Source organism: Flavobacterium sp. 103, from assembly GCF_003096795.1.
Lineage (GTDB): Bacteria > Bacteroidota > Bacteroidia > Flavobacteriales > Flavobacteriaceae > Flavobacterium.
Genome location: NZ_QENX01000001.1, coordinates 1759151 through 1783325 on the forward strand (window position 1 = coordinate 1759151; position 24175 = coordinate 1783325).

Consider the following 24175-nt stretch of genomic DNA (forward strand, 5'->3'; position numbering starts at 1 on the left):
AGTCAAATTAGCTATCCCCATTATTAATAAATAAATTAGTCTGATTAGAAATAAATGACAATTAAAAGAGAATTAGCCTTTCAAAAAAATCCTCTTAAATTAATTTACCAAGCCTTTTTTAAATAAAATTAATCGACTGGTTTTGAAGACTAAACTAATTCTTAGTAACTATATCAAAATTAAAAAAAGAAATCAAATAAATCGAATAAATGCATATTTTATCGATTAAATACATCAAATATTAATATATATAGTATTTAACTTACTTAAAACATGAAAACAATTTAAATAAAATAAGATAGATACATAGAAACAATAAAGTCAGAGACGATGCCAGGACAATTCAAGAGCGAGCTGAAAATCTTGCATAACAATTCTGAGATAAAATGCCCTAACAATGGAAAAAGGAGGAGCAGAATTCCAATTACTAATTCAACTGAAATATTTATCGACTGTCACAATTCATTCGTGCTTTTAATATTAAAAAATCATTTGGTCCATATTTGAACATGCCAAAAAAATAGGCTATCAAAAATGCTGAATCGATACGGGCAGAATGAAAAAATTTAAAGAAAAATAAATATTGACAACTACAATAAATGGTGGTAGTCCGTGATAGCCAGAAGATACAAAACTAAATATCGAGAACATAAAAGACTGCTCGAAAATGCTATTCGAGCAGCCTAAAAATAAAATGATCTTACATTAATTCTTCCTAAAAAATAATTCCTTGACTAACCATTTTACCATTTACCAATTGAGTTACAACAATTAAAAATTGATCACTTGAGGTTAAATTCTGAATAATAAACTCGTTTTTATTCACATTACCGTTCTCATAAAGCAATCTTCCTCTCAGGTCATAAACGATCAACTCGGCAATTGCCTCATCAAAAGAGTTGACTTTTATTTGATGATCTTTTACTGATACAATAACTGATTTATCTTTTTTGCCGAAAGATGGATTTTCCAATGTTGGATCCAAACCACTTACCGGAGGAATTACTATCACAGGCGGTGTTACAACAATCGGTGGTTCTACAACTACGGGAGGTATTACAATAATCGGTGGTGCAACCACAACCAGAGGATCTAAAACCACTGGTGGTGTTACAACAACGGGTGACTCTACAACTACTGGTGGCTCAACTACAACAGGAGACACAACCACAACCGGAGGAGCTACAACCACTGGTGGTGTTACAACAACGGCTAGCCCTACAACTACTGGTGGCTCAACTACAACAGGAGGCACAACCACAACCGGAGGATCTACAGCCACTGGTAGTGTTACAACAACGGCTGGCCCTACAACTACTGGTGGCTCAACTACCACAGGAGTCACAACCACAACAGGAGGATCTACAGCCACTGGGGGTTCGACAACAACCGGAGGCTCAACTACCACAGGAGGAATTACAACTGGCGTATTGTCTTTGTAACGCAACACAAAACGATCATTAAAAACCCCTACCGCCGTAGTGAATGAATATGGCCCGTCCTTTAAATTATGAATGACATTAGTCACTTTATCTTCAACAAAAACAGGCTGCGTAGCCAAGACCCCGTCTACTTCGTCAATGCTTATCGTAAAAGTTCCTTCGATAGTCGTTTTATAACCCAATGGCACTTTATCCGTTTTGTCAAATGGAACCGCACGCCCCTGAATCACAAAATTGGTGTTTTCATTGATACTGTAAAAATCAATGAATTTGTTGCTGTCTTGTGATTTTCCATCAAAGACACTATCAAAACCATTCGTTGCCCCTGTGGCATAACCCACTAACATTTGCTTGAAAGCCCCTTCTGTATTGGTTAGATTCAACCAAACTCGATGTTTCTCAATGGCAGCAGTTTTGGAACTAGTCCCTTTAAAAAATTGAGCGTTTTTACCTGAAGTCCCTACACGCATGCCATTGTTAAAAACAACAGGCCCCACTGCAGTAGCACTTTTCACAAAGAAAGATTGTCCTGCAGCTATATATCCTAAAGGCTTATTAACAATTTGTTCTTCTCCGGCATCCATAACACCGTTCCCGTTTGCATCCACAAAATTACCACTGGTTCCAACTCCTCCTAGATAATTATAAGAAGCATAATCCGTTCCCGAATACTTCAAATTAGTAACAGCTGTATTGTGTGTCCAAAAACGAATCGTTCCCTCTAGTTTGGTATTATTGATACTGTTTTCCAATAAAAAAGCATCTGCACTCATCGCTGATGGATATGGATTTCCGATCAGGTTACTATAACCCGTTGGATCAATCGGCAAGGTGTAAGCTCCATTGTTAGGAATCCCTTCAAACTGTACCGGCTGAATATAAGTAGCTGCCACTGGATTTGGCCAAAATTGCGGCTTCGGAACACGAATAATAAATCCTTTTCCTGGAGGATTCATGGTGTTTGCTGCCGGCTCAATCACCCATTTATTCATCGAATAACTCATGTATTTATCCGATAAAGTATTAGGAGATAAAACATTTAGCACTTGATCCTGCACAGGCGACGACCAATACGTATAATCAAAATTCTTCATCGGCGTAGTTTCTCGCTTATAGATAATTTTTCCGGTATTTACTGCAGCATCATCCACTTGAATTAAACTCGCTTTATTTTCAAAAATAAAACTGGCCGAAGCCAAAACATCAAGACTTTCCTGTACAGACAGTACAACTCCCGAACTAACAATGATTGAACCCGAATTAACTTGACAAGAGCACATACTCAAATCGGTTCCAACTGTAAAAACATCACTTACTCCTCCATTAAAAACAACACGTTTTAAAGCTGTTGGAGTCCCATTAGACCATAAAGTTCCATTCCAGGATGTTAAGGAAATTGGAGATGCATTGATAACAATATTAGAAGAATTAGGAGAAAAACATACCCCTTCAGAAACTGCACAAGTATAAGTCCCAGCTGCTAACCCCGGAATGGTTATAGTTGTCCCACTACCTGAATATGATTCTCCAGTATTGAAGTTCAAAATCCAACTCCCTGATGGCAATCCGCTTAAAGCTACACTACCTCCGGGCACAGCACACGAGATTTGTTGTATTAATCCCACGATTGGTGCCGTTGGACCTGTATTAATTATAACTTGAACTACATTTGAAGATGTGGCAACCGTGCCACAAGTTGCGTTTGAAGATCGTACTCTATAGTAATAAGTAAATCCCGACGCTAATGGTGTAACAACAAGAGAGCTAACATTTCCTACACTCAGATTATTATACCCCGCCACAAAAGTACTAAACGACGAATTTGTGGATATATCCAAATAATAAGCTGTAGCTCCTGAAACGGGATTCCAATTGGCAGTAAATCCGTTGCACAAAACGTCACTTGCATCTATAGCAGTTGGCGCATTTATTTGTAAAGTTGCATAAGTAATTACATTAGAATAAGAACTTTCTCCGCAACTACTGTGTTTGTGAACCCTGTAATAAATATTCCCCGGAGGCAATCCTGTTACCACATAACTGGTTACATTGCCAACATTAAAATCATTAAACCCAGAAACAAAAGTTGTAAAACCACTATCTGTGGCAACATCTAAGGAATAACTTATTGTACCAGCAGATGCCGTCCAATTTGCAGTAATGCTATTGCTGCAATTTGCCCCTGTACCAGCCAATGCAACTACTATAGGTGCAGACCCAACCGTAAAACTGGCAGCATTCGGACTACTCACTCCTATTAGCGAAACAGTAACTTTATATTCACCGGGAGATAAATTCGTTAAATTTTTTGTATTAGCCGAAAAACTTACATCACCAGTTTTTTGCCAGTTATAGGTATATGGATCTACCCAATCAGGAGTATTTTGAAAAGTTCCATTGTTTCCAGAAGGATAGGAAAACAAAGTAGTTCCAGATCCTACGAAAAAATTATAACCAGAAATAATGCCCGTTTCAAAACCCGAATAAGTAGTAGGCCCAATAGCCATATAGGTTATACCAATAGCAGAAAGTGCAGTATTATAAAGTCCTAATTTCATTACCTGCCCCGTAAAAGAATCACCCGAAGCATTAAAAACGCCACTTCCTATTTTTGCATTCGAACTTGAGCTACCATAGTTTGCAGTCGTAACTACTCCCCCAGTTACAGCAACACTAGCTCCATTCAAATAAATTTTGACTGTGGATCCGTTTCCTACCGCCGCTATGTGATGCCACGCTCCATCTCCCAAAGAAGGCGGAAGTGCAGCGGTTACTGAACCAGTTGCTGCAGTCCATAATTCTATGGTTGTTGAATTTGCAAAACCAAACTCGATGGCATCATTTTGCCCAAACAAACTCATCCTTCCTGTAACATCAGCTATGTTAAATTTTATCCAACCTTCAATAGTGAAAGCACTTTTATTAGAAAGTAAAGGACTTCCCAAATCTATATAATCATTATCGGCTGCAATAAATTTTACGGCGTTCTTCATATTTGTTATGGTGATGGTGCCATCAGTACCTGTTGAGCAAGAAGCCTCTATCACCGTAGCAGTAGGAATTGGCAACAAAGGAAAAATAGTCATAACCGCAGTTGCATTAGAACAACCACTCACTGTATAAACTATTGTATAAGTTCCTCCAGCACTTGCCGCTAAATTCACTTCTCCTGTTGAAGAATTCAAACTCAATCCGGTAGGCGAGGATGTATAAATACCTCCTGTAGCTCCAGTTTGCGTTACCCCAACTTTCCCAATGGCAATATAAGCGTTACCCGGATAAGCTATTATAGGAGGTGGCGTAAATTGATACACTTGTCCTGAAGCTGGTTTTGTTGTAATAGCCGCCGTAAATATTCCAGTTTGGGCAGTTGGACTTGTTCCCGAATTACTTAATGTCAAATAATTACTATTTGCATCATAAATACCAATAGTAGCCGAAGCATTAGTTACCGCAGCTGCTCCTTGATTATAAATATATTCAATCCTATTAGATCCTTCATAAAGCCATACTTGAAACGATATTACATCTCCTGTATTTTGATAATCCCACTTTTGTTTATACCACTCTAATTTAAAAATTCGATTGGGAGCCACTCCCGTTGTTACATATCTAGGAATTGTTGTACCCCTCAAATCATCCCAAAGAGGCATCAAAATAGGTTTGGATAAAGCTGCATTAGCCGCAGTATTTGTATAATTTTGACTAGCTGAAACTGCAGCCGCTCCAAAACTAAGCCATCCATTACTGGAAACCCTCACGTCTGTATAAACGGCCCCTCCAAAAGTAAATGGAAATTGCAAGGTAACGGCATTGGAAACCGCATCATCTTCTGATGCCGTTATCCCTACAACATCTGTGGTTCCAGTTAAAATCCCATAGGTTACTGTTTTTGTACTAAAGCAATATTTACTGGCTTCAAGACCGGTGACAGGTGGTGGTGTAAATCTATAAATTTGTCCTGTTGCCGGCTTGGTGCTAATGCTTGTTGTAAATGTATTATATTCTGCTGTTGGGGTTGTTCCGGAATTAGTAAGTGTTAAATATTTACCGTTTGCATCACAAATTCCTATTGAAGCACCACTTGAATTATTCGTTACTGCTGTAGCTCCTTGATTATATAAAAACTCTATGACATTTGTAGTCTCAAAAAACCAAATTTGAAAAGAAATTACATCTCCTGGAGATTGAGCATTCCATTTTTGCTGACTCCATTCTACTTTAAATCTTCTATGAGGAAAAATCCCCGTTGTTATGTATCTAGGCTTTGCGGTACACATCAAATCATCCCACAAGGGAAATAAAACAGGCTTAGCAACACCCGCATTCACAAGTGAATTTGTATTGTTTTGAGCATCGGTTACCGTAGCAGCACCAAAGCTAAGCCAGCCATTGGGCGATACTTTTATAGCGGAATAAGCTGTACCTGCAAAAGTAAATGCAAATGGCAAGGTAATACTCGTAGACACTCCCGCATCAGCCGTTGCTCCAAGTGATGTATCAACAACCCCAGAAACTCCAGAAAGCGGAATATAACTCCCTGATACAGCAGTAAAATAATAACTGCTTGCCGCCTGCCCAAAGGATATTTGCGAAATCAAAAAGAGTGTAATAATTAAAAGTAATAGTTTTTTCATTTCAGTTATGGGTGTTAAAATCTACATTCAATATCGAATTGATTTATTAAACAAGAGAATTTTGAGGTAAAAAAGAGAAAGAGGATTGAAATTTATCACTGTTTCTATATAATCCCATTCATTCCAATTTAGCTAAAACGGTTATACATAGAATGCTATCATATATTTAATTTAGTCCCTCTAATAGACAGAACTAATAAAAAATTTGAAACAACCAACTGTATAATAACAAATTGTAACAATCTAAAAAATGGCTAAAAAAACAAGATTATACAACTTCACCAACAAAAGTTAATTGACTGATTTTAAGTATTTAAAATATAAGATTCTTAACCGTACCAAATCTAGTGAACGAAACCGAATAAATCGAATAAAAGCATATTTTATCGATTAAATACATTATTTTTTTAATATTATAGTATTTAACTTTCTAAATATTATAATAAGACACATCAATGACATGAATGAGTTCCAACAATATTCGAAACAAAGGAGTAGAATCCGAAATAGGGTTAATGCAACTACAATAAATTTTCATCGATAATAAAAATTTATTGATTTAGAAGTTATGACTCTCAATCTGTGTGACAGAATACAGTTCTTTGTCAACTACATTAATCGTATTTAATTTTGGATATTGAATCTGAAACACATTAAAAAACAAGTTCTCCATCCAAAAGGAATGTTCTACTTTTGCTTTAGCAAAACCAATGCAAAATTGATATTTTACGATGAAAGAAGTCTATTCCCTCAAAGAAGCCAAATTAAAAATTGAACATTTTTGTGCCTATCAAGAGCGCTGTCACGAAGAAGTGGTATCGAAATTATGGAGTATGAAACTAGATCCAAACGAAATAGATGAAGTCATCGTGCATCTTATTGAGCACAATTTTCTCAACGAGGCTCGGTTTGCTTGTAGTTTTGCCCGAGGAAAACATCGCATCAAGCATTGGGGAAAAATTCGAATTACGAACGAACTGAAAATTAGAAAAATTAATCAAACCTTGATCAATCTTGCCCTAAAAGAAATTGAACCCGAAGAATATATTGCCACGTTTGAGGAACTCGCCGAAAGAAATTGGAAATCCATTACAGAAACCAATGCTCTCAAAAAAAGAAAGAAATTTTGCGATTATATGCTTCGTCGAGGATTTGAAAGCAATTTGATTTATGACAAGGTGAAAGAACTGGAGAACGGAAACACAGATTAAACGAATTATTTATTCCACAAAGATTCCCAAAGAAAACGAAGAATCGCTAAATTAATTTGAATAGAACAATACTCCTTGTACGTTTTTTTGTTATGTTTCAAACGTTAAAACCTTTGTGCCTCTTTGCGAAACCTTCGCGAATCTTGGCGATATAGCCAAACTTTTATAAACTCAAAAGCACACTAACAGCATTCCCTCCAAAACCAACAGCATTAACCAAAACTTTCTTTATGGATTTTGTTTGTTTTTGCGCTTCCGCAAAAGGCACTCCGATGAACTGATTGTGTTGCATCATCAAAATGGCCATTTCCATACTCAAAATACCAGAAGCACCAAAAGTATGCCCGATTTTCCATTTATTAGTAGTTAACAAAGGCAGGCTTTCGCCAAAGACTTTCTCAATTGCTTTGTACTCAGTCAAATCTCCTTTTATCGTTCCGGGAGCATGCATGACAATAGCGTCCACTTCAGAAATATCAATATTTTCCAGTGCCATTTTCATCGATTTCTGAAAACAAGTTGCTTCCGCCGAAATCGAAATATTATGTTCCAAAATCTCGGTCGCATAACCAATACCTTCAATAAATGCGATGGCATTTTCTTTTTTTCCGATTTCAAGACAGCACACTCCAGCACCTTCACCCAAAATCATGGTATTTTGCTTTTTGTCCAAATCGAAAGCTCTATTGGGATATTGTTCTTCGCTCTTGGAGTAAATTTTCAAGGCTCGCATTTGACCAATTGTAAAATCCGTCAAAGGAGCTTCGCTTCCACCAACCAAAAATTTATCGGACATACCCGCCCTTAACCAAGCCACACCGTTGAGTACGGCATGCAAAGCTGTAGAACATGTAATGGAATGCGAAATCTCAGGGCCTTCACTTTGTAAATCGTGTGCCACCCAGGAGGAAATATTTCCCAAAGTGGTCGTTGGCGAAGCCAAAGTTTGAGCTTTTCCTGTTTCTAAATATTCTTGAAAATGCTTTTCAAATAAGTCGGTTGCACCGCGAGAAGATCCAATGTTAATTCCAAATTCAGCTCCTTTTGTCCAGCCTGCTTTTTCCATGGCTTTGCGGGAAGCCACCATCGCAAACAATACCGATTTATCTAAGGATTTGTATTTTATATCCGATTGCCGTAACACTTCGACTTCTGTCTTGGAATCTTCATCTAGTGCAGCAACGGCCGTGTTTTGATGATCCAAAAATTGTGTCGAGAAACAAGGATTGTGCGATAGATAATTTTTCCAAATCGTTTCCGATGAATTTCCTAATGACGAAATGGAAGCTATTGCTGTTATGGAGATAATTTGTGACAAAATATTCTATTCTGATTTAACCGCAAAGGTCGCAAAGTTTTTCTTAAAAATGAGAACTATTTAAACACGAAATCCACTAAGAAGTCACTAAGGACACTATTGTAAATCTATTAGGGTATTGCATTAAATTTATTTCAAATAAAAACTTTATGAGCCTTGTGCCTTCTTAGTAGTCTTAGTGATTAATTTCTAAACTATTTCCAAAGCACTTTCGACCACTTCATACACTTTTTGCAATTGTGAATCTGTAATCACATAAGGTGGCAAAATATAAACGATGTTCCCAACAGGACGAAGAATCACCCCATTTTCAATAAAAAAATCATAGAGCCTATTGCGTAGCGTTCCGTAATAGCTTGCCGAAGTTTCTGTTTTTATTTCCAATGCAAAAATAACGCCCAGCACTCTACTTGCCGTAACCATGGGATGGTTTTCAACCCGCTTTTTGAAATCCAAATGGCTTTTATTGATTCGGATCAAATTTTGTTGCATTTCTACGGTTTCCAACAAAGAAAGACTTGCCAGAGCTGCAGCGCAACCCGTCGGATTTGCGGTAAAAGTATGTCCGTGAAATAATGCCTTGTTGATATCTTCGTCATAAAACGCATCAAAAAGAGCTGAAGTAAAAGTCGTGATTGCCATCGGGATCGTTCCACCCGTCAAGGCTTTAGACAAACACATCATATCGGGTTTTTGGGTCAAATAATCACAGGCAAAAGTTTTTCCTGTTTTCCCGAAACCCGTCATTACCTCATCGGCAATCGTAAGGACATTATTTTCTTGGCAAATTTGAAGCAATTTGTCCAATGCTTCGGGTTCATACATCACCATACCCGCAGCTCCCTGCACCAAGGGTTCAAATATAAATCCTGCACAATCATTATTCTTGATTACTTCATGCAAGGCATCAAAACTGAATTGCTCCTGCCCTTTCACAGGCACGGGAATCCGAACCACATCAATAAACATTCCTTGAAATGCCTGCGTATAAAACGAAATTCCACTAGCGGCCATAGCGGCAAAAGTATCACCATGAAAGGCATTTTCGAAAGCTATAATCGTTTTTCTCTTTTCGCCTTTATTATAAAAATACTGCAAAGCCACTTTGATTGCCACTTCAACAGATGTAGATCCATTATCCGAGAAAAACACTTTCTTTTGATTATTTGGCAAAATAGCCAATAGTTTTTCGGCCAAAATAATTGCAGGCTCATGCGTAAATCCACCAAACAAAACATGTTCCAATGTTGTCAACTGTTTATAAATCGCATCGGCAATGAACTTATTGGAATGCCCATATGGATTCACCCACCACGAAGCGATGGCGTCTATATATTGTTTATTGTTTTCATCCCAAAGTAAAGCGCCTTCGCCTTTGGTGATAGCAATTGGAAGTGCAGCCGTTTTATGTTGTGTATAAGGATGCCAAAGATGTTGGCTGTCTCGTTCGATTAAAGTCATTAGATTCTTGATATTAGATTCCAGATTGAAATTGATTTTTGCTATTGACATTGCTATTGAAGTTTTAACAAATTCTCTCTAAATCGATCAGCGTATTCTTTGATTACATTTTGATCAAAATAAGGCTCTTGCTCTATTCTACCAATACATTTAATTCCAGTCTTTTTCAGAATTATAGATTCGGTTGACGGATTTTCATCACCTGAAAAAATAATTCCTCCAATCGCTATTTTACGATTAAGCAAGGATTCGACCGTAAGCAAGGTATGATTGATACTTCCCAGATAATGCCTTGAAACCACAATCACTTTATAATCGCGTTGGATTAAATCGATAACGCAATCTGTTTCATTCAAAGGCACGAAAACTCCTCCTGCTCCTTCTACAACCAAATGGTTTTGAATTATTGGCTCTTTTATTTGCTTCAAATCAATAGTGATTCCGTCAATTGCAGCTGCAAGGTGCGGACTTGCTGGAGTATTTAGCAAATAGCTATTCGAATGGATTATTGTTTTTTTATTAGATATGAAAGATTTGACTTTATGACTGTCGGAATGGTCAACATCACCCGCTTGAATGGGTTTCCAATAATCCGCTTCTAAAGCTTCGACAATAATGGCAGAGGCAATCGTTTTGCCTACATCGGTAGAAATTCCTGTAATAAATAGTTTCATTTTTTTTAGTTTAGCTAACATTCACAAAGATTTTTGTTTAATAATTTCTTTGTGTGTCTTTGCGCTTTCTCTTTGCGCTTTCTCTTTGTGAACCTTTGTGTAATAATTTCAGACATTCATCTTTAATATACAAAGCTACTCAACAACGTCAATACTTTGGTTATTTCTTCTTTGCTATTAAAGCTGTGCAAACAAAAACGCAGTCTCTCCTGTCCTTCGGGAACAGTTGGCGACAGTATCGCTTTAACATCAAAACCATTTTGTTGCAAAGCAACAGCAATACTTTTTACCTTTTCGTTTCCTGGAATAATAACACTTTGAATCGCCGATTTACTCCGAATAAAAAGCGGACTCAAATACAGCATTTTTTTTACTTGATTAAAAAAAACAATATTATCACGAAGTGATTCAAGAGCATTTTTATCTTTTTCCAAATGGTGATATCCCATTAAAATAGTGGCTACCGAATGGGGAGAAAGCCCTGTAGTGTAAATAAAACTTCGGGCAAAATTAACGAGATATGATTTTAATTTCTCCGAGCCCAAAACCACTGCTCCATGACAGCCCAAGCCTTTGCCAAAAGTCATAATTCGGGCAAATATTTTGTCCCGCAAATGCAAATGCTGAATTAATCCTTCCCCTTTTTCTCCAAAAACACCCAAAGCATGTGCTTCATCAACCACTAAATAGCAGTTGTATTTCCCAGAAACAGCGATCAATTCTTCCATATTTGGGCAGTCACCGTCCATCGAAAAAACAGTTTCTGTTACGATGTAAATTAAGGTGTTAGGATTACGTTGAATCAACAGCTCCAAATCTTCAAAATCATTGTGCTTGAATTTATAGGACTTCGCATTCGACAATTGGATTCCGTCCCTGATGGAAGCGTGACAGAGTTCATCATACAAAATCAAATCGCCTTTTTGGGGAACGGAACTAAAAAAACCAACATTAGCATCATACCCAGAATTAAACAACAAAGCCGATTCCGATTGATGGAATTGAGCAATATAATTTTCGGTTGCGGTATATAAAGTGTGATTGCCGGAAATTAATCGCGATCCAGTGGCGCCATTGCTTTTTATGTTATGATCCAATAAAAATTGATGGGTTGCATTGAAAATCGCTCCCGATTTTGAAAAACCAATATAATCGTTAGAAGCAAAATCAATTAATTCATTAGGTTGCGGAAGAATACGTAATGATTTGTTTTGTCTTCGTGACTCTAGTTTATCGGACAGTTTTTTTGGAAAATTCATAACTGCAAAGTTATAAAAAAACCTACTTAATTTTTAGGAAAAGAGGTTCCTTCTTCCGATGCTTTCTTTTCGGCGGCTGTCTTTTCAGCAGCCCTTTTTCCTGCTTTGCCTTTTCCTATAGGCAATCCCGCAGTTATATAAAGGGAGCGATTGTATTGGGTTGGACTGTCATCCCCTTTTAGAAGCGGAACCAATCCATAATAATACTGCAAACCAACATTCATACCGTACTTGGTTTTTATTCGATACCCAGCGCCAATTACCAAACCGGCATCGACAACATGAATCTTGTCGCGTATATTGTTTTTATACTCGACATCCTCCCCATTATAATTTTGACGGAACAAATCATTAGCCGTGGACAAAAGCCCCAATTGCGTACCTGCCTTTACATAAATGTTATTATCAAACTTATATTTAATCATCAAAGGAACATTAAAATAGTTTATATTTCGTTTGACAGAACCTTCAGCAAATACAGCATCTAATTTCTCGTCATTCAACGAATAAACCGCTATGTCTTTGGCACCCATTGTCGATTTTACGATTACTCCCGTGTTGAACATCCAGGAAGGGTTCTTTAGATTAAAATCGAAATAAAAACCCAAATTGAAATCCCTCCTATAATCCGAATCCAGATTTGAAATAGCCGAAAAATTGGCACCTCCTTCCAAACCAAATTCAATATTAGGAGAATTCAATTTATCTCCAAAGATTAAGGACATTATCACTTGGGATTCAGCAGTATGAAAACTAAAAAATAATGCAATGAAGAAGATACTTTTTTTCATGTGTTGTTATTGATTAATTTTGCTGATTCCCAATTCACTTTTTTGTGAATCGTTAAATTACAACCCAAATCGATATTGAAGGCTTGTCATGAACTGGGTACGACTTGCTAAAAATCCACATTCAGCACGTAGCATAAAATGCCTGTTAAATTGATATTGGGACCCTAAAACAAAGTTCCACATATCTTTTGGCGCTTTTTCAAGAGAATATTGTACCGTAGAAGTTTCGGCCGTGCTTAACGCCCCGTCAATACCGTTCAAAAGGTTTCCGGCTGTCTCTAATGCTCTATTCGCCGTTTCGTATTTTGCTTTGTTGGACGGTTTCGCCTGTTCAGCATTGGATAACCCACTCCACCAATTGTCCACTTGGGCTTGTTTATCATTTACAGTAGCCAAACCTTGATCGACTTTTGCTTGCGCTCCATCGAGTGGCAAAACATCTGACAAAGCCAATGAACCATTTGTTCCGCTTTTTAGATGCACCCTAAATCCACCAGCCCAAACAGCAATGTTACTATCTTGTTTATTAAGTTTAAATGTTTTTCCCAACCTCGGACCAAAAACAAAACTCATAGCAGGTTTATCAAGTGAATTAATATCAGTCCATGCCACATTCATATCCAAGGCAAACCAGCCCCCTCCGACACCAATTGTTGGCGTTATACCTAATCCAAATGTAGTACCTTCGAAATCAGCTTTGGACTTAAAAGAAGTTACTTGTGACCAATTATTGTCGGCATCTGGAACCCAAACACCTGCATCTATCGTAGTAGACATTCTAGTTTTTCCAAAAATACCGTATACATTCAAAAAAGGAAACAACCAAACATCAGGCCTAACATTGACTGCATATCCAGATGCTACAGCACTATTAAAACGTATGATTTGATCCAGATTGTACATAGGCCCATTATTGAACCCAACTTCCAAATTCTTTATCGTTAAATCTGATTCTTGCCAAAAGTAATTAACCGAAAGACCAGCAGAATATGGTAATTGATAACCTTTTTGTGTTGCCTTTTCACCCCATATAGGCAAAGCATACGGATACTCCACTACTTTAAGACTGTCAAGCAGTGCTGCGTTTTTTTTACCCACCACTTTATTGGTGTATACCTGAGAAAAACCTATAGCACTTATTAATAAAAAAAGAAATACTAAAAATTTATTATTTTTCATTTTCTAAAAATTTAAATTACCTGACACTTTAAAAACTCATAACGTAAAGTTAAAAAAATAATTGGTCAAACCTCTACAGACAATACATTTAATTGACTCCTAAACTGTAAGTTGCAAAAAAGCCAGATAAATATACAGCAAACTAATCCTACACCTTTGAAATGTTTTATAAAAAGAGAGGAGACAAACATCTGTTTTAAAAATAATTTTCCTTTTCAGCACTTCACAATTCAAACTAATTTAATAAACCAGAATGATTCTGTTAGAGAATACAGCCATCAGGAAAAGGACACACTTTTTTACGTCCAGCTTCAAAAACCAGACGGCGTATAATTAACATGAAAGAAGACTGGAAAAAGGTAATCTTAGGCAAATAATTTAAGCTTCGTCAGAAATTAAAACAATTCGACTGATACGAATTGAGAGTTAATTCATAAAACTAAGTATTTTTAAATCAAAATCCCTTTTATGGTGTTTTAAATTTTAGTAAATTTAACACTGATAATCAATACATTAGTACGTTTATTTGGATTTTAAAAAGAGAATAAATTTCAATTAAACTGAATCTATGTATGATAAATTCTTAGATAAAAAAGATAATCAATTTGATTGAGCCTTACTCAAAAAGGAGTAAAATTGGATTGTTTGGTTATATGGAAAAATGATGAATTCGCCGATACATTATCGCATTTTTCAGTTTTGGATGCAGATTAAAATGATCCGGATTATGTTAAAATGTAGGACGCAATTAAAGAAAGTCGTCTACCTATTGCAACAGACATCCAAAATAACAATCTATAGACTATTAACAATTAAATCAATTATAAAATTTAATAAAATGAACATTAAAAAAAGAACATTAGGTATAATTCCAATGCTGTTTTTGGGATTATTTTTTAGCTGTGGCCCAACCGTAACCGTTACTCAGGATTATGACCGCGCAGTTAATTTTAGCGAATTCAAAACTTTTGCAACTTTTGATTTGAGTGCACAGAAAGGCCAGGTAAACCAATTAAACGTAGATCGAGTTACAAAAGCAATTCGCGCAGAAATGACTGCCAAAGGTTTTAAAGAAACAAGTGATAATCCTGATTTAAAAGTAAATGCAGTAGCGATTTTAAAAAACAAAACACAGGTTACTGCCAATTCAAATTACTATGGTTATGGTGGTATGTATCGCCCTTACGGATATTGGGGTGGAGGTGCAGTGATGGGAGGAGGCTCGACAACATTTAACACTTATAATTATGTTGACGGCTCTTTGGTTATTGATATTATATCCACAAAAACCGACAAACTAGTTTGGCAGGGTATTGGTAATGCCGAAATTGACAACAAACCAGACAATCCTGAAGAATTTATTAATAGTTCCGTAAAAAGCATTATGGCAGGTTTCCCTCCCGGAGCAGCTAAAAAATAAATCTAATACTTTATTTCTGAAATTATACCATATGGATATAACCCTTGAATGATTTATTCAAAATGATAAATTAAATCAACTGTTTTCAAAAATATTTTAAACAAAAAAATGCCCGACTTTCGTCAGGCATTTTCATTTTAAGAGCTGAATTGTCTTAATCTGCTAAAACAATTACTTTATTATCCTTTAACTCAAGAGTACCTGAGGCAATTTCTAAAGTATAATTTTGATCATTTACTTTGGTAAATAAACTGGCAGTTTCTTCGTTTAAATCAAAGGCAGGAGCAGTAATATTAATTGTTCCTTTCTGCAACAATGAAACTATTGGCGCGTGGTTATTCAACATTTGAAAACGACCATCTACTCCTGGAACAGAAATAGAAGTGATTTCTCCTGAAAATAATTTCGCTTCTGGTGATACTATTTCTAATAACATATTTTTTTAGTTATAAGTTATGAGTTATGAGTTATGAGTAAAACTGAATACTGCTTAACTGTAAACTACAAACTGATTTTAAGCTTCCGCCAACATTTTTTCTCCAGCCTCGATAGCTTCTTCAATAGTACCTTTAAGGTTGAAAGCTGATTCTGGCAAGTGATCTAATTCACCATCAATAATCATGTTAAATCCTTTGATAGTATCTTTGATATCAACTAATACACCTTTTAATCCTGTAAATTGCTCAGCAACGTGGAAAGGTTGAGACAAGAAACGTTGTACACGTCTAGCTCTTGAAACCGCTAATTTATCATCTTCAGATAACTCTTCCATACCTAGAATCGCGATAATATCTTGCAATTGTTTGTATTTTTGAAGAATTTCTTTTACTCTTTGTGCACAGTCATAATGCTCGTTACCGATAATGTGAGGTGCCAAGATTCTTGAAGTAGAATCCAATGGATCCACCGCAGGATAAATACCTAACTCAGCAATTTTACGAGACAATACAGTAGTAGCATCAAGGTGAGCAAACGTTGTTGCTGGCGCCGGGTCAGTTAAGTCATCCGCAGGAACGTAAACCGCTTGTACAGATGTAATAGAACCTTTGTTTGTAGATGTAATACGCTCTTGCATCGCACCCATTTCAGTTGCCAATGTTGGTTGGTAACCTACCGCAGAAGGCATACGACCTAAAAGAGCCGAAACCTCAGAACCTGCTTGTGTAAAACGGAAGATATTATCAACGAAGAACAATACATCTTTTCCTTGATCAGAACCTGCTCCATCACGGAAATATTCAGCGATAGATAATCCAGAAAGTGCCACACGAGCACGAGCTCCTGGAGGTTCATTCATTTGTCCAAAAACGAAAGTAGCTTTAGACTCTCTCATTCCAGGTAAATCTACTTTAGATAAATCCCATCCTCCATTTTCCATAGAGTGCATGAATTCCTCACCGTATTTTATAATTCCTGACTCCAACATCTCACGAAGTAAGTCATTCCCTTCACGTGTTCTTTCTCCTACTCCTGCGAATACAGAAAGTCCACCGTGACCTTTTGCAATATTGTTGATCAACTCCTGAATCAATACTGTTTTACCTACTCCAGCACCACCAAACAATCCAATTTTACCTCCTTTTGAGTAAGGCTCAATCAAATCGATTACTTTAATACCTGTAAATAAAACTTCAGAAGATGTAGATAAATCTTCGAATTTCGGAGCTTGTTTGTGAATTGAAGTTCCGTTTTCACCTGTTTTAGGTAAAGCTGGCAAACCGTCAATAGCGTCACCAATTACGTTAAACAAACGACCGTAAACATCCGCACCGATTGGCATTTGGATAGGATTTCCTGTTCCAACTACTTCATAACCTCTGCTCAAACCATCTGTTGAATCCATCGAAATGGTACGAACAGTGTTTTCACCGATGTGAGATTGTACTTCTAGAACTAATAACGTTCCGTCTTTTTTTGTGATTTCTAATGAATCATAAATTTTTGGAAGTTCAACATCTTTTCCGTTGAAAACTACATCGACTACTGGTCCAATGATTTGGGCAACTTTTCCTATTACTTTTGACATTACTTATGTATTTATTAAATAGCTATTTAGGTTTATGAAATACAGCCCATCGAATCTCATCGAATGGATACTTTTTTCAGAGTGCAAAGATAATTTTTTAAAATATAAAATCAATATTTTTTTTTATAAAAAAAGCTAAATTTTTATCGAATTGATTATTAAGCAGTTTCAAACTATCAAAACATCTCGTTCTTAGCCAAAAAATAAAAAAACCACCACGTTATAAACGGGTGGTTTCGATAACTATTGTAAATTAAAATTATTGTATAGTTGCAGGATACTGAATTTGATATTGAGCCAAATCCACGTTTCTTAAAGTCGCTCCGTATTTAGCATTTATAGCATTCACAAAAAGATTAGCAATATAAGCATATCCTCTTGGACTAGGATGCACACCATCCAATGAAAACGCACCTCCTGTAACATATGCTGCAGTCATGTGATAATTCCCAAAGCGAACCCCTGTAGTGGATAATTGCATCATAGCTGATTTAGCATCCACAAATGCTAATCCTTTTGATTCCGCAATTGCACTTATGGTTTTATTGTAAGCATCAGTAGCAATTTGCACTTCTTTAATTTCATCTTTTGAAAGTACCCATTGATCCGCTAAAGGAACAGAAACTCCATTCACTTTTGTTGGATCACCTCCAACAGCAGTTCCAATGAAAGTTCGAGCAGTTAATACAACCAAATCTTCTTTAGTCACCTGTCTATAAGACGGAAGACCATAAGCCGACAAATTAGTCAAATAACTATCTACTATAACTACCGCATTATTGCCTGCTACAAATTTAATTGTTCTTCTTGTCGCTTCCTCTGCAGTCAACAACTTATTAGTAACCATAGCTTGCAATCCACCATTATATTGCGCATAACCAGCATTCAATTGTGTCGCCGAAGCCGCAGTTAATGGAACTGGATTATAAGGAACCGTAGTAAAATAAGGCAAAGTTGTCACGTATGGCAAATTAGCCACTACCCCTTTTGCTCCTTTTGCTGTCAAATTAGTCGCTAAAGCGTTATACACATTCGCAAAAACATTAGGATCAGTAATATCATTTGAGCCATAAGTAGAAGGATCTATATTCCCAGTTTGATTTACACCAATACCTCCGGATGTAGCATAAGCTAAAACATCATTTCCACCAATAAATAAAGAAAAGAAAGTTGGATTTTGAGCCAAAGCATCTGCTAATACGGTAGTTGTACCCGAAGTGGCAAAACGTGCATAATATGGATTTGCTTTACCCGAGGCCACACCCGCAGTATTTCCATATCCCGCAGCAAGCAAATGATAACTTTTGGCTCCAGGAATACCCAAATTATTAAAAGTCCCCGCTAGGTGATTCGTAACTTCCGTAGTTGGCTTTCCAGATACTGGAACTGGCCCTTTTCCGTTAAAATACAAACGTGGCCCAGCAATTACATTACCCCCCAACAATAACCCTCCAATATTATCAGCCATTAACGGAGTTGTAAAAGCACCACCTCCTGCCGGCACCAACTGTTGAGACAATATATTCACATACGAATTAGATTGCCCCGCTTTAAAAAGAGCCCCATCACTATATCCTGCTGCAAAAGAATCCCCCAAAGCCACATAGCTAGTAAAAGTGGCTGAACCAGGTGTAATTGGAATTTCAACTACTGCATCTTCATCATCATTATTATTACATGCTACAAAGCTTAGAGAAACCAATAGTAGCCATTTGAAATTTTTTATCATACTCTATATTTTTAAGTTTTTGTCTTGTCTTTTTAATTAAGGATTAATCGTCAATGAAGCGAACCATTGTTGACCGATAGATCCTGCTCCAATTACTTGAATATAATCTTTACCTCCAATATTAGTAGCTCCAACTTTGAACAATAATTTACAGGTTGGAACAGCATAATTGATTTGAGCATCAACTACAGTGGTAGAAGGAATCATTCCATCAGCAAAAGAAGATTGCCATAAATATTCAGAATTCCATCTTACGTTTGTGTTAAATCCAAAATTCTTAAACAATCTTGTATTTCCCAACGAAGCTTTTACCCTATGTTTTGGAGTATTAAATCCAGTAACAAATCCTGGATCTTGAGATTGATCGAAATCCAATTGAGAATAATTATAGTTTGCTCCTAATTCAAAGTTTTTATACACTTTTTTAGACAACCCAACACCAAAACCTAAAGAAGCAACATCAGCACTAGTATTAGAATATACTTGATAAATTCTTCGGTCACTTCTTGCCAAAGCATACACAGGACTTAACGGGTCTGATAAGTTTATGGCTGTATTAACATCTCCATAATAAACCCCAGCCACTCTTGATGTATTCAAGAAATGATTGTATTGGTTATAATACCCATTCAAATCAACCGATAAATCATTATTAATTACGGCACGATATCCTAACTCATATGCTTTTACTTCTTCTGGACGAACTAACTGAACATTTGCAGATTTCAATAAAGCAGCAGCTCCAGCAACATCAGAAGGATTAGCAGACAAAGCAGCACCAAAAGCCTGAACAGAAGTTAATGTATAAGAATTGTTATAAGCATTGGTACCGTTCATTGGTACTGTAGCCGCTGCTCCTGCAGCTTGTCCTGCGGCACTCACATTTCTAATTTCAGAATAACGAACTAAATTTTCCGGTGCTGAACCAATTAAAGCAAATGGCCCTAGATCAAGTCCGATATATTGATCTTGTGTAGTAGGATTCCTAAAACCTGTTTGGTAAGAAGCTCTAAAGTTGTGATTTTTTTGTGCTCCAGCAGAATAAACAAATGAAACTCTTGGAGAAACATTTCCGTCAAAATTTTGACTTTTGTCATAACGCACAGAAGCAACCACTTTCAAACGATCTTCCATAAACAGTTTAGACCCTTGAGTATAAACTCCATATTCGTTGTAACGAATTGGCCCATCATAATCGGTAAAAATAGATCCATTAGAATTCATTTCGTATTGACGAGCAGAACCTCCCACTTGAATTTCAGCAAACTTAATTAAGTCTTTAAAGTTATAATTAACATCGGAGTGGTATATTTTAGATCGATCTGTAAATTTAGCTCCTTGCGTAAAATCAGGATTACTTTTAACAGCATTAAGTGCACTTGTAAACTCAGGAGTTCCTGGCTCAAATCTTGCATTTCTTGGTGCAGAAGGATTAGTTGGATCTGTATTAGGCACTAAGTTCAAACCTGGCGAAACGTTGGTATCAGCAAAAGATCTTGCATAATTGGCCGCTTGATCGGCATTAAGCCCTAAAACAGCAGAAGACAATTGAAAAGATGTAGCATAATCTGTAAACCAGTTAGTGTCTGATTTTGCAGCTCTTTGCACATTCCAACCTGCAAAACGCATATCATAAGAGTTACCAGCATCTTCCGAAGATTGATAAGCTCTTGCAAAAAAGTTTTTCCCTTTTATTTCAATTTTCGTTTGACTCATAAAGAAATCGTTCAAAGCATATCTATTCGCTCCTTGGTAAATTGTATTTCCTAAACCTAATTTATACTGAAGCATGATTTCGGTATCATCTGCCCAAGGTCTAATATGCAATGAAAAATCAGCTTTTACACTATTCACTTTATTGTCGTTCAAATCTTTTTCACGGTAACCAGTTCTACTTACTTGTCCAACATTGTTGATAAAAGTAGTTACCTCATCTCCATAAATATTCAAACCATCATAGTTTTGGTTCCCATCATGACCAATTGAACCACCAGTAACACTTCTTCTGTCATCTGCAATCCATTCGGTAGCTTTCATATAATTGAAGTTAGCTTTTACAGCAAAATATTTATTAAAAGCTGTAGCCGCTCTAATTCCCATATCAAAATAATCATTAGTACCGGCAACATCTTGAGAAGTTTGACCATATTTCACATAAGAACTAATCCCTTGATATGTAAAAGGATTTTTACTATTCATAAATAAAATTCCATTGAATGCATTAGCACCATACAAGGCAGAAGAAGCTCCAGGTAAAAGCTCCACACTAGCCACATCAATATCCGAAAGACCAATTAAGTTACCCAGCACAAAGTTCAACGCAGGTGATGAATTATCCATTCCATCTACCAACTGCATAAAACGAGTATTCCCAACAGCAGCAAACCCTCTAGTGTTAACTGTTTTGAATGAGATACTACTGGTATTGAATTGCACTTCTTTTAAATTTTCTAAACCATCATAGAAAGTTGGAGCCGTAGTACTTTTAACTTGCGCAATTCCCATTCTTTCAATCGTAACAGGCGATTGAAGCACTCTTTCCGGTGCTCTAGAAGCAGAAACTACAATTTCATTTAATTTTGTCTCTTCTGAACTTAGTTTTACTTGAATTTTTTGAGATACTGACTCTACATTTACACTGGAAGAAGCATGTCCTACCGCTGTAATATCAATAGAAAAAGGAGGCGCCTGCTTGGTAACCAACACGAAGGAACCATCATAATCCGAAGTCGTCCCTTCATTTGATCCAGACACTTTAATACTAGCTCCTGGAATAGGTTGATTATTTTCATCAGTAACAACACCTTTGATAGAATTTTGCGCAAAAGATATGCTACAAAAGAATAATGTTAAAAAAAGCAAATACAATCTCATATGGTAAAATTTTGTTGGTTAGTGGCGCCAAATTACACATATTTTTTAATTATAAGTAAGAAATATAAAAATATTTATTATTATTATTAACAAAACAGTTCATTATATAACAATTCAATATTTTTACATTTTGCATAATTAATAATAAAATAATGAGTTAATCGCATAACATACTATGCATACATAATAATTTGGTAATTCCATTAAATTTATCACAAAATTTACAACGATTTCGTAAAAAGTCTAAAGCAAAAAAAAGCGAGAAATAAATCTCGCTTTTTTAAAATTCTATAACAATTCGTTATTCAACAGTAACCGATTTTGCTAAATTTCGAGGTTGATCAACATTACAACCCCTCATAACAGCAATGTGATACGATAAAAGTTGCAACGGTATAGTAGTAATCAATGGCGACAATGCATCTGATGTTTCTGGTATCTCAATAACATAATCTGCTAATTCGCGAACTTGCGTATCTCCTTTGGTGACTACCGCAATAATTTTTCCACTTCTGGATTTGATTTCTTGAATATTACTTACAATTTTATCATAATGCCCTTGTTTTGGAGCAATTACGATAACAGGCATCAATTCATCAATTAATGCTATTGGTCCGTGTTTCATCTCAGCCGCAGGATAACCCTCAGCATGTATGTACGAGATTTCTTTTAACTTCAAAGCCCCTTCTAGCGCTACCGGGAAGTTATATCCACGACCTAGATACAAACAATTTGGAGCATCTTTAAATACAGCTGCAATTTCCTTAGTTTTATCATTAGTTTCTAATGCTTCTTTAACTTTTTCAGGGATGAATTCCAATTCTTGTAAATAAGTATGAAAGTCGGACTGCGTCAAAGTTCCTTTAGCTTTAGCCAAACGCAATGCCAACATTGTCAAAACTGTAATTTGAGTTGTAAAAGCTTTTGTGGAAGCAACTCCAATCTCAGGACCGGCATGTGTATAAGCACCGGCATGCGATTCTCTCGAAATAGACGAACCTACTACATTACAAACTCCAAAAACAAATGCTCCGTGTTCTTTTGCTAATTTTATTGCCGCCATAGTATCGGCAGTTTCCCCCGATTGAGAAATAGCAATTACAACATCTTTACTGTTTATGATTGGATTTCTATATCTAAATTCAGAAGCATACTCAACTTCAACAGGGATTCTGGCAAACTCTTCAATAACATATTCAGCTACTAAACCAGCATGCCAAGAGGTACCGCAAGCAACAATTATAATACGGTCCGCATTTAGAAATTTCTCAAGGTTATCTTCAACACCAGCCATTTGAACAATCCCTTCATTTGCATGTAATCTTCCACGGTACGTATCTTTAATTACATTTGGTTGCTCGTAAATTTCTTTCAACATAAAATGATCGTAACCACCTTTTTCAATTTGCTCCAAATTCATCTGAAGTTCTTGAATATAAGGATCAACGATAGAATCATCTTTAATTTTACGGACTTTCATGGGTCTATGTAACCTGATATTAGCCATTTCCCCGTCCTCAAGATACACTGCATTTGAAGTATATTCTATAAATGGCGAAGCATCCGAAGCAATGAAATATTCGCCTTCACCAATCCCAATTGCCAATGGACTTCCTAATCTTGCCGCAACAATTTCATTAGGATTTTTTTTATCAAAAACAGCTATAGCATAAGCACCTACCACTTGATTTAAAGCCACTTGAACTGCTTTTCCTAATTTTAATTTTTCTTTCTTCTGCACCTCTTCTATAAGGTTTATCAAAACCTCAGAATCTGTATCCGAAGTAAAAGTATAACCTCTTTTTATTAGTTCTACCTTTAAAGGAGCATAATTCTCAATGATCCCATTGTGTATAATCACTAAATCTCCAGAGTTAGAAACATGAGGATGCGAATTGACATCATTTGGCACACCATGAGTTGCCCAACGCGTATGTCCAATTCCAATAGTCCCGTTTGTAGTCATTTCTTTTTCAGCTTTCGCCTCAAGATCCGATACTTTTCCTTTTGTTTTAGATAATTTTATAGTCTCACCATCATACAACATCACACCGGCACTGTCATACCCGCGATACTCCAATCTTTTTAACCCCTTTATAACTATAGGATAGGCCTCTCTATAGCCTATATATCCAACAATTCCGCACATAGTTT

At 36.4% G+C, this 24175-nt stretch carries 14 protein-coding genes; 2 read left to right on the plus strand and 12 right to left on the minus strand.

Annotated elements, in window-relative coordinates; genetic code table 11:
• Window positions 1–715: 715 nt before the first annotated feature.
• Entirely contained in the window at window positions 716–6079 is a 5364-nt protein-coding gene (locus C8C85_RS07115; protein WP_116796450.1) for a LamG-like jellyroll fold domain-containing protein, read from the minus strand.
• Between the two features lie 731 nt (window positions 6080–6810).
• Between C8C85_RS07115 and C8C85_RS07120 the strand changes: the two genes are divergently transcribed.
• Window positions 6811–7290 carry a regulatory protein RecX gene (locus C8C85_RS07120; RefSeq protein WP_116796451.1) on the plus strand — a complete coding sequence of 160 codons (480 nt, stop codon included), beginning with the start codon at window positions 6811–6813 and terminating at the stop codon, window positions 7288–7290.
• 163 nt (window positions 7291–7453) lie between these two features.
• On the opposite strand, the gene C8C85_RS07125 is transcribed toward C8C85_RS07120, so the two are convergent.
• The 6 genes from C8C85_RS07125 to C8C85_RS07150 all read right to left on the minus strand — a co-directional run bounded on the left by C8C85_RS07125 (window position 7454) and on the right by C8C85_RS07150 (window position 13972).
• Entirely contained in the window at window positions 7454–8608 is a 1155-nt protein-coding gene (locus C8C85_RS07125; protein WP_116796452.1) for a beta-ketoacyl synthase N-terminal-like domain-containing protein, read from the minus strand.
• A 189-nt stretch (window positions 8609–8797) separates the two neighbouring features.
• Window positions 8798–10069: an adenosylmethionine--8-amino-7-oxononanoate transaminase gene (gene bioA / locus C8C85_RS07130; protein WP_116798418.1), complete on the minus strand. Its 1272-nt coding sequence runs from the start codon at window positions 10067–10069 to the stop codon at window positions 8798–8800.
• A gap of 53 nt (window positions 10070–10122) precedes the next feature.
• Window positions 10123–10743, minus strand: coding sequence for a dethiobiotin synthase (bioD, locus tag C8C85_RS07135; RefSeq protein ID WP_116798419.1), 621 nt, complete (start codon window positions 10741–10743; stop codon window positions 10123–10125).
• Between the two features lie 122 nt (window positions 10744–10865).
• Window positions 10866–12002: an aminotransferase class I/II-fold pyridoxal phosphate-dependent enzyme gene (locus C8C85_RS07140; protein ID WP_116796453.1), complete on the minus strand. Its 1137-nt coding sequence runs from the start codon at window positions 12000–12002 to the stop codon at window positions 10866–10868.
• Between the two features lie 26 nt (window positions 12003–12028).
• Entirely contained in the window at window positions 12029–12793 is a 765-nt protein-coding gene (locus C8C85_RS07145) for a porin family protein (protein ID WP_116796454.1), read from the minus strand.
• Window positions 12794–12850: 57 nt separating this feature from the next.
• The gene (locus C8C85_RS07150) at window positions 12851–13972 is read right to left on the minus strand and encodes a hypothetical protein (RefSeq protein ID WP_111408538.1); all 1122 of its coding nucleotides are present in this window, start codon (window positions 13970–13972) and stop codon (window positions 12851–12853) included.
• 838 nt (window positions 13973–14810) lie between these two features.
• Between C8C85_RS07150 and C8C85_RS07155 the strand changes: the two genes are divergently transcribed.
• The gene (locus tag C8C85_RS07155; protein WP_111408537.1) at window positions 14811–15392 is read left to right on the plus strand and encodes a DUF4136 domain-containing protein; all 582 of its coding nucleotides are present in this window, start codon (window positions 14811–14813) and stop codon (window positions 15390–15392) included.
• A gap of 154 nt (window positions 15393–15546) precedes the next feature.
• Here C8C85_RS07155 and C8C85_RS07160 read toward each other — a convergent pair whose 3' ends face one another.
• The 5 genes from C8C85_RS07160 to glmS all read right to left on the minus strand — a co-directional run bounded on the left by C8C85_RS07160 (window position 15547) and on the right by glmS (window position 24170).
• Window positions 15547–15828 carry a FoF1 ATP synthase subunit delta/epsilon gene (locus C8C85_RS07160; protein ID WP_116796455.1) on the minus strand — a complete coding sequence of 94 codons (282 nt, stop codon included), beginning with the start codon at window positions 15826–15828 and terminating at the stop codon, window positions 15547–15549.
• 78 nt (window positions 15829–15906) lie between these two features.
• Window positions 15907–17418, minus strand: coding sequence for a F0F1 ATP synthase subunit beta (atpD, locus tag C8C85_RS07165; RefSeq protein ID WP_111408535.1), 1512 nt, complete (start codon window positions 17416–17418; stop codon window positions 15907–15909).
• A gap of 259 nt (window positions 17419–17677) precedes the next feature.
• Window positions 17678–19147, minus strand: coding sequence for an SGNH/GDSL hydrolase family protein (locus C8C85_RS07170; protein WP_116796456.1), 1470 nt, complete (start codon window positions 19145–19147; stop codon window positions 17678–17680).
• A 36-nt stretch (window positions 19148–19183) separates the two neighbouring features.
• Window positions 19184–22021, minus strand: coding sequence for a TonB-dependent receptor domain-containing protein (locus C8C85_RS07175; protein WP_116796457.1), 2838 nt, complete (start codon window positions 22019–22021; stop codon window positions 19184–19186).
• Between the two features lie 301 nt (window positions 22022–22322).
• A complete protein-coding gene (glmS, locus tag C8C85_RS07180; protein WP_116796458.1) occupies window positions 22323–24170 on the minus strand; it encodes a glutamine--fructose-6-phosphate transaminase (isomerizing) in 1848 nt (615 codons plus the stop codon).
• Window positions 24171–24175: the final 5 nt, after the last annotated feature.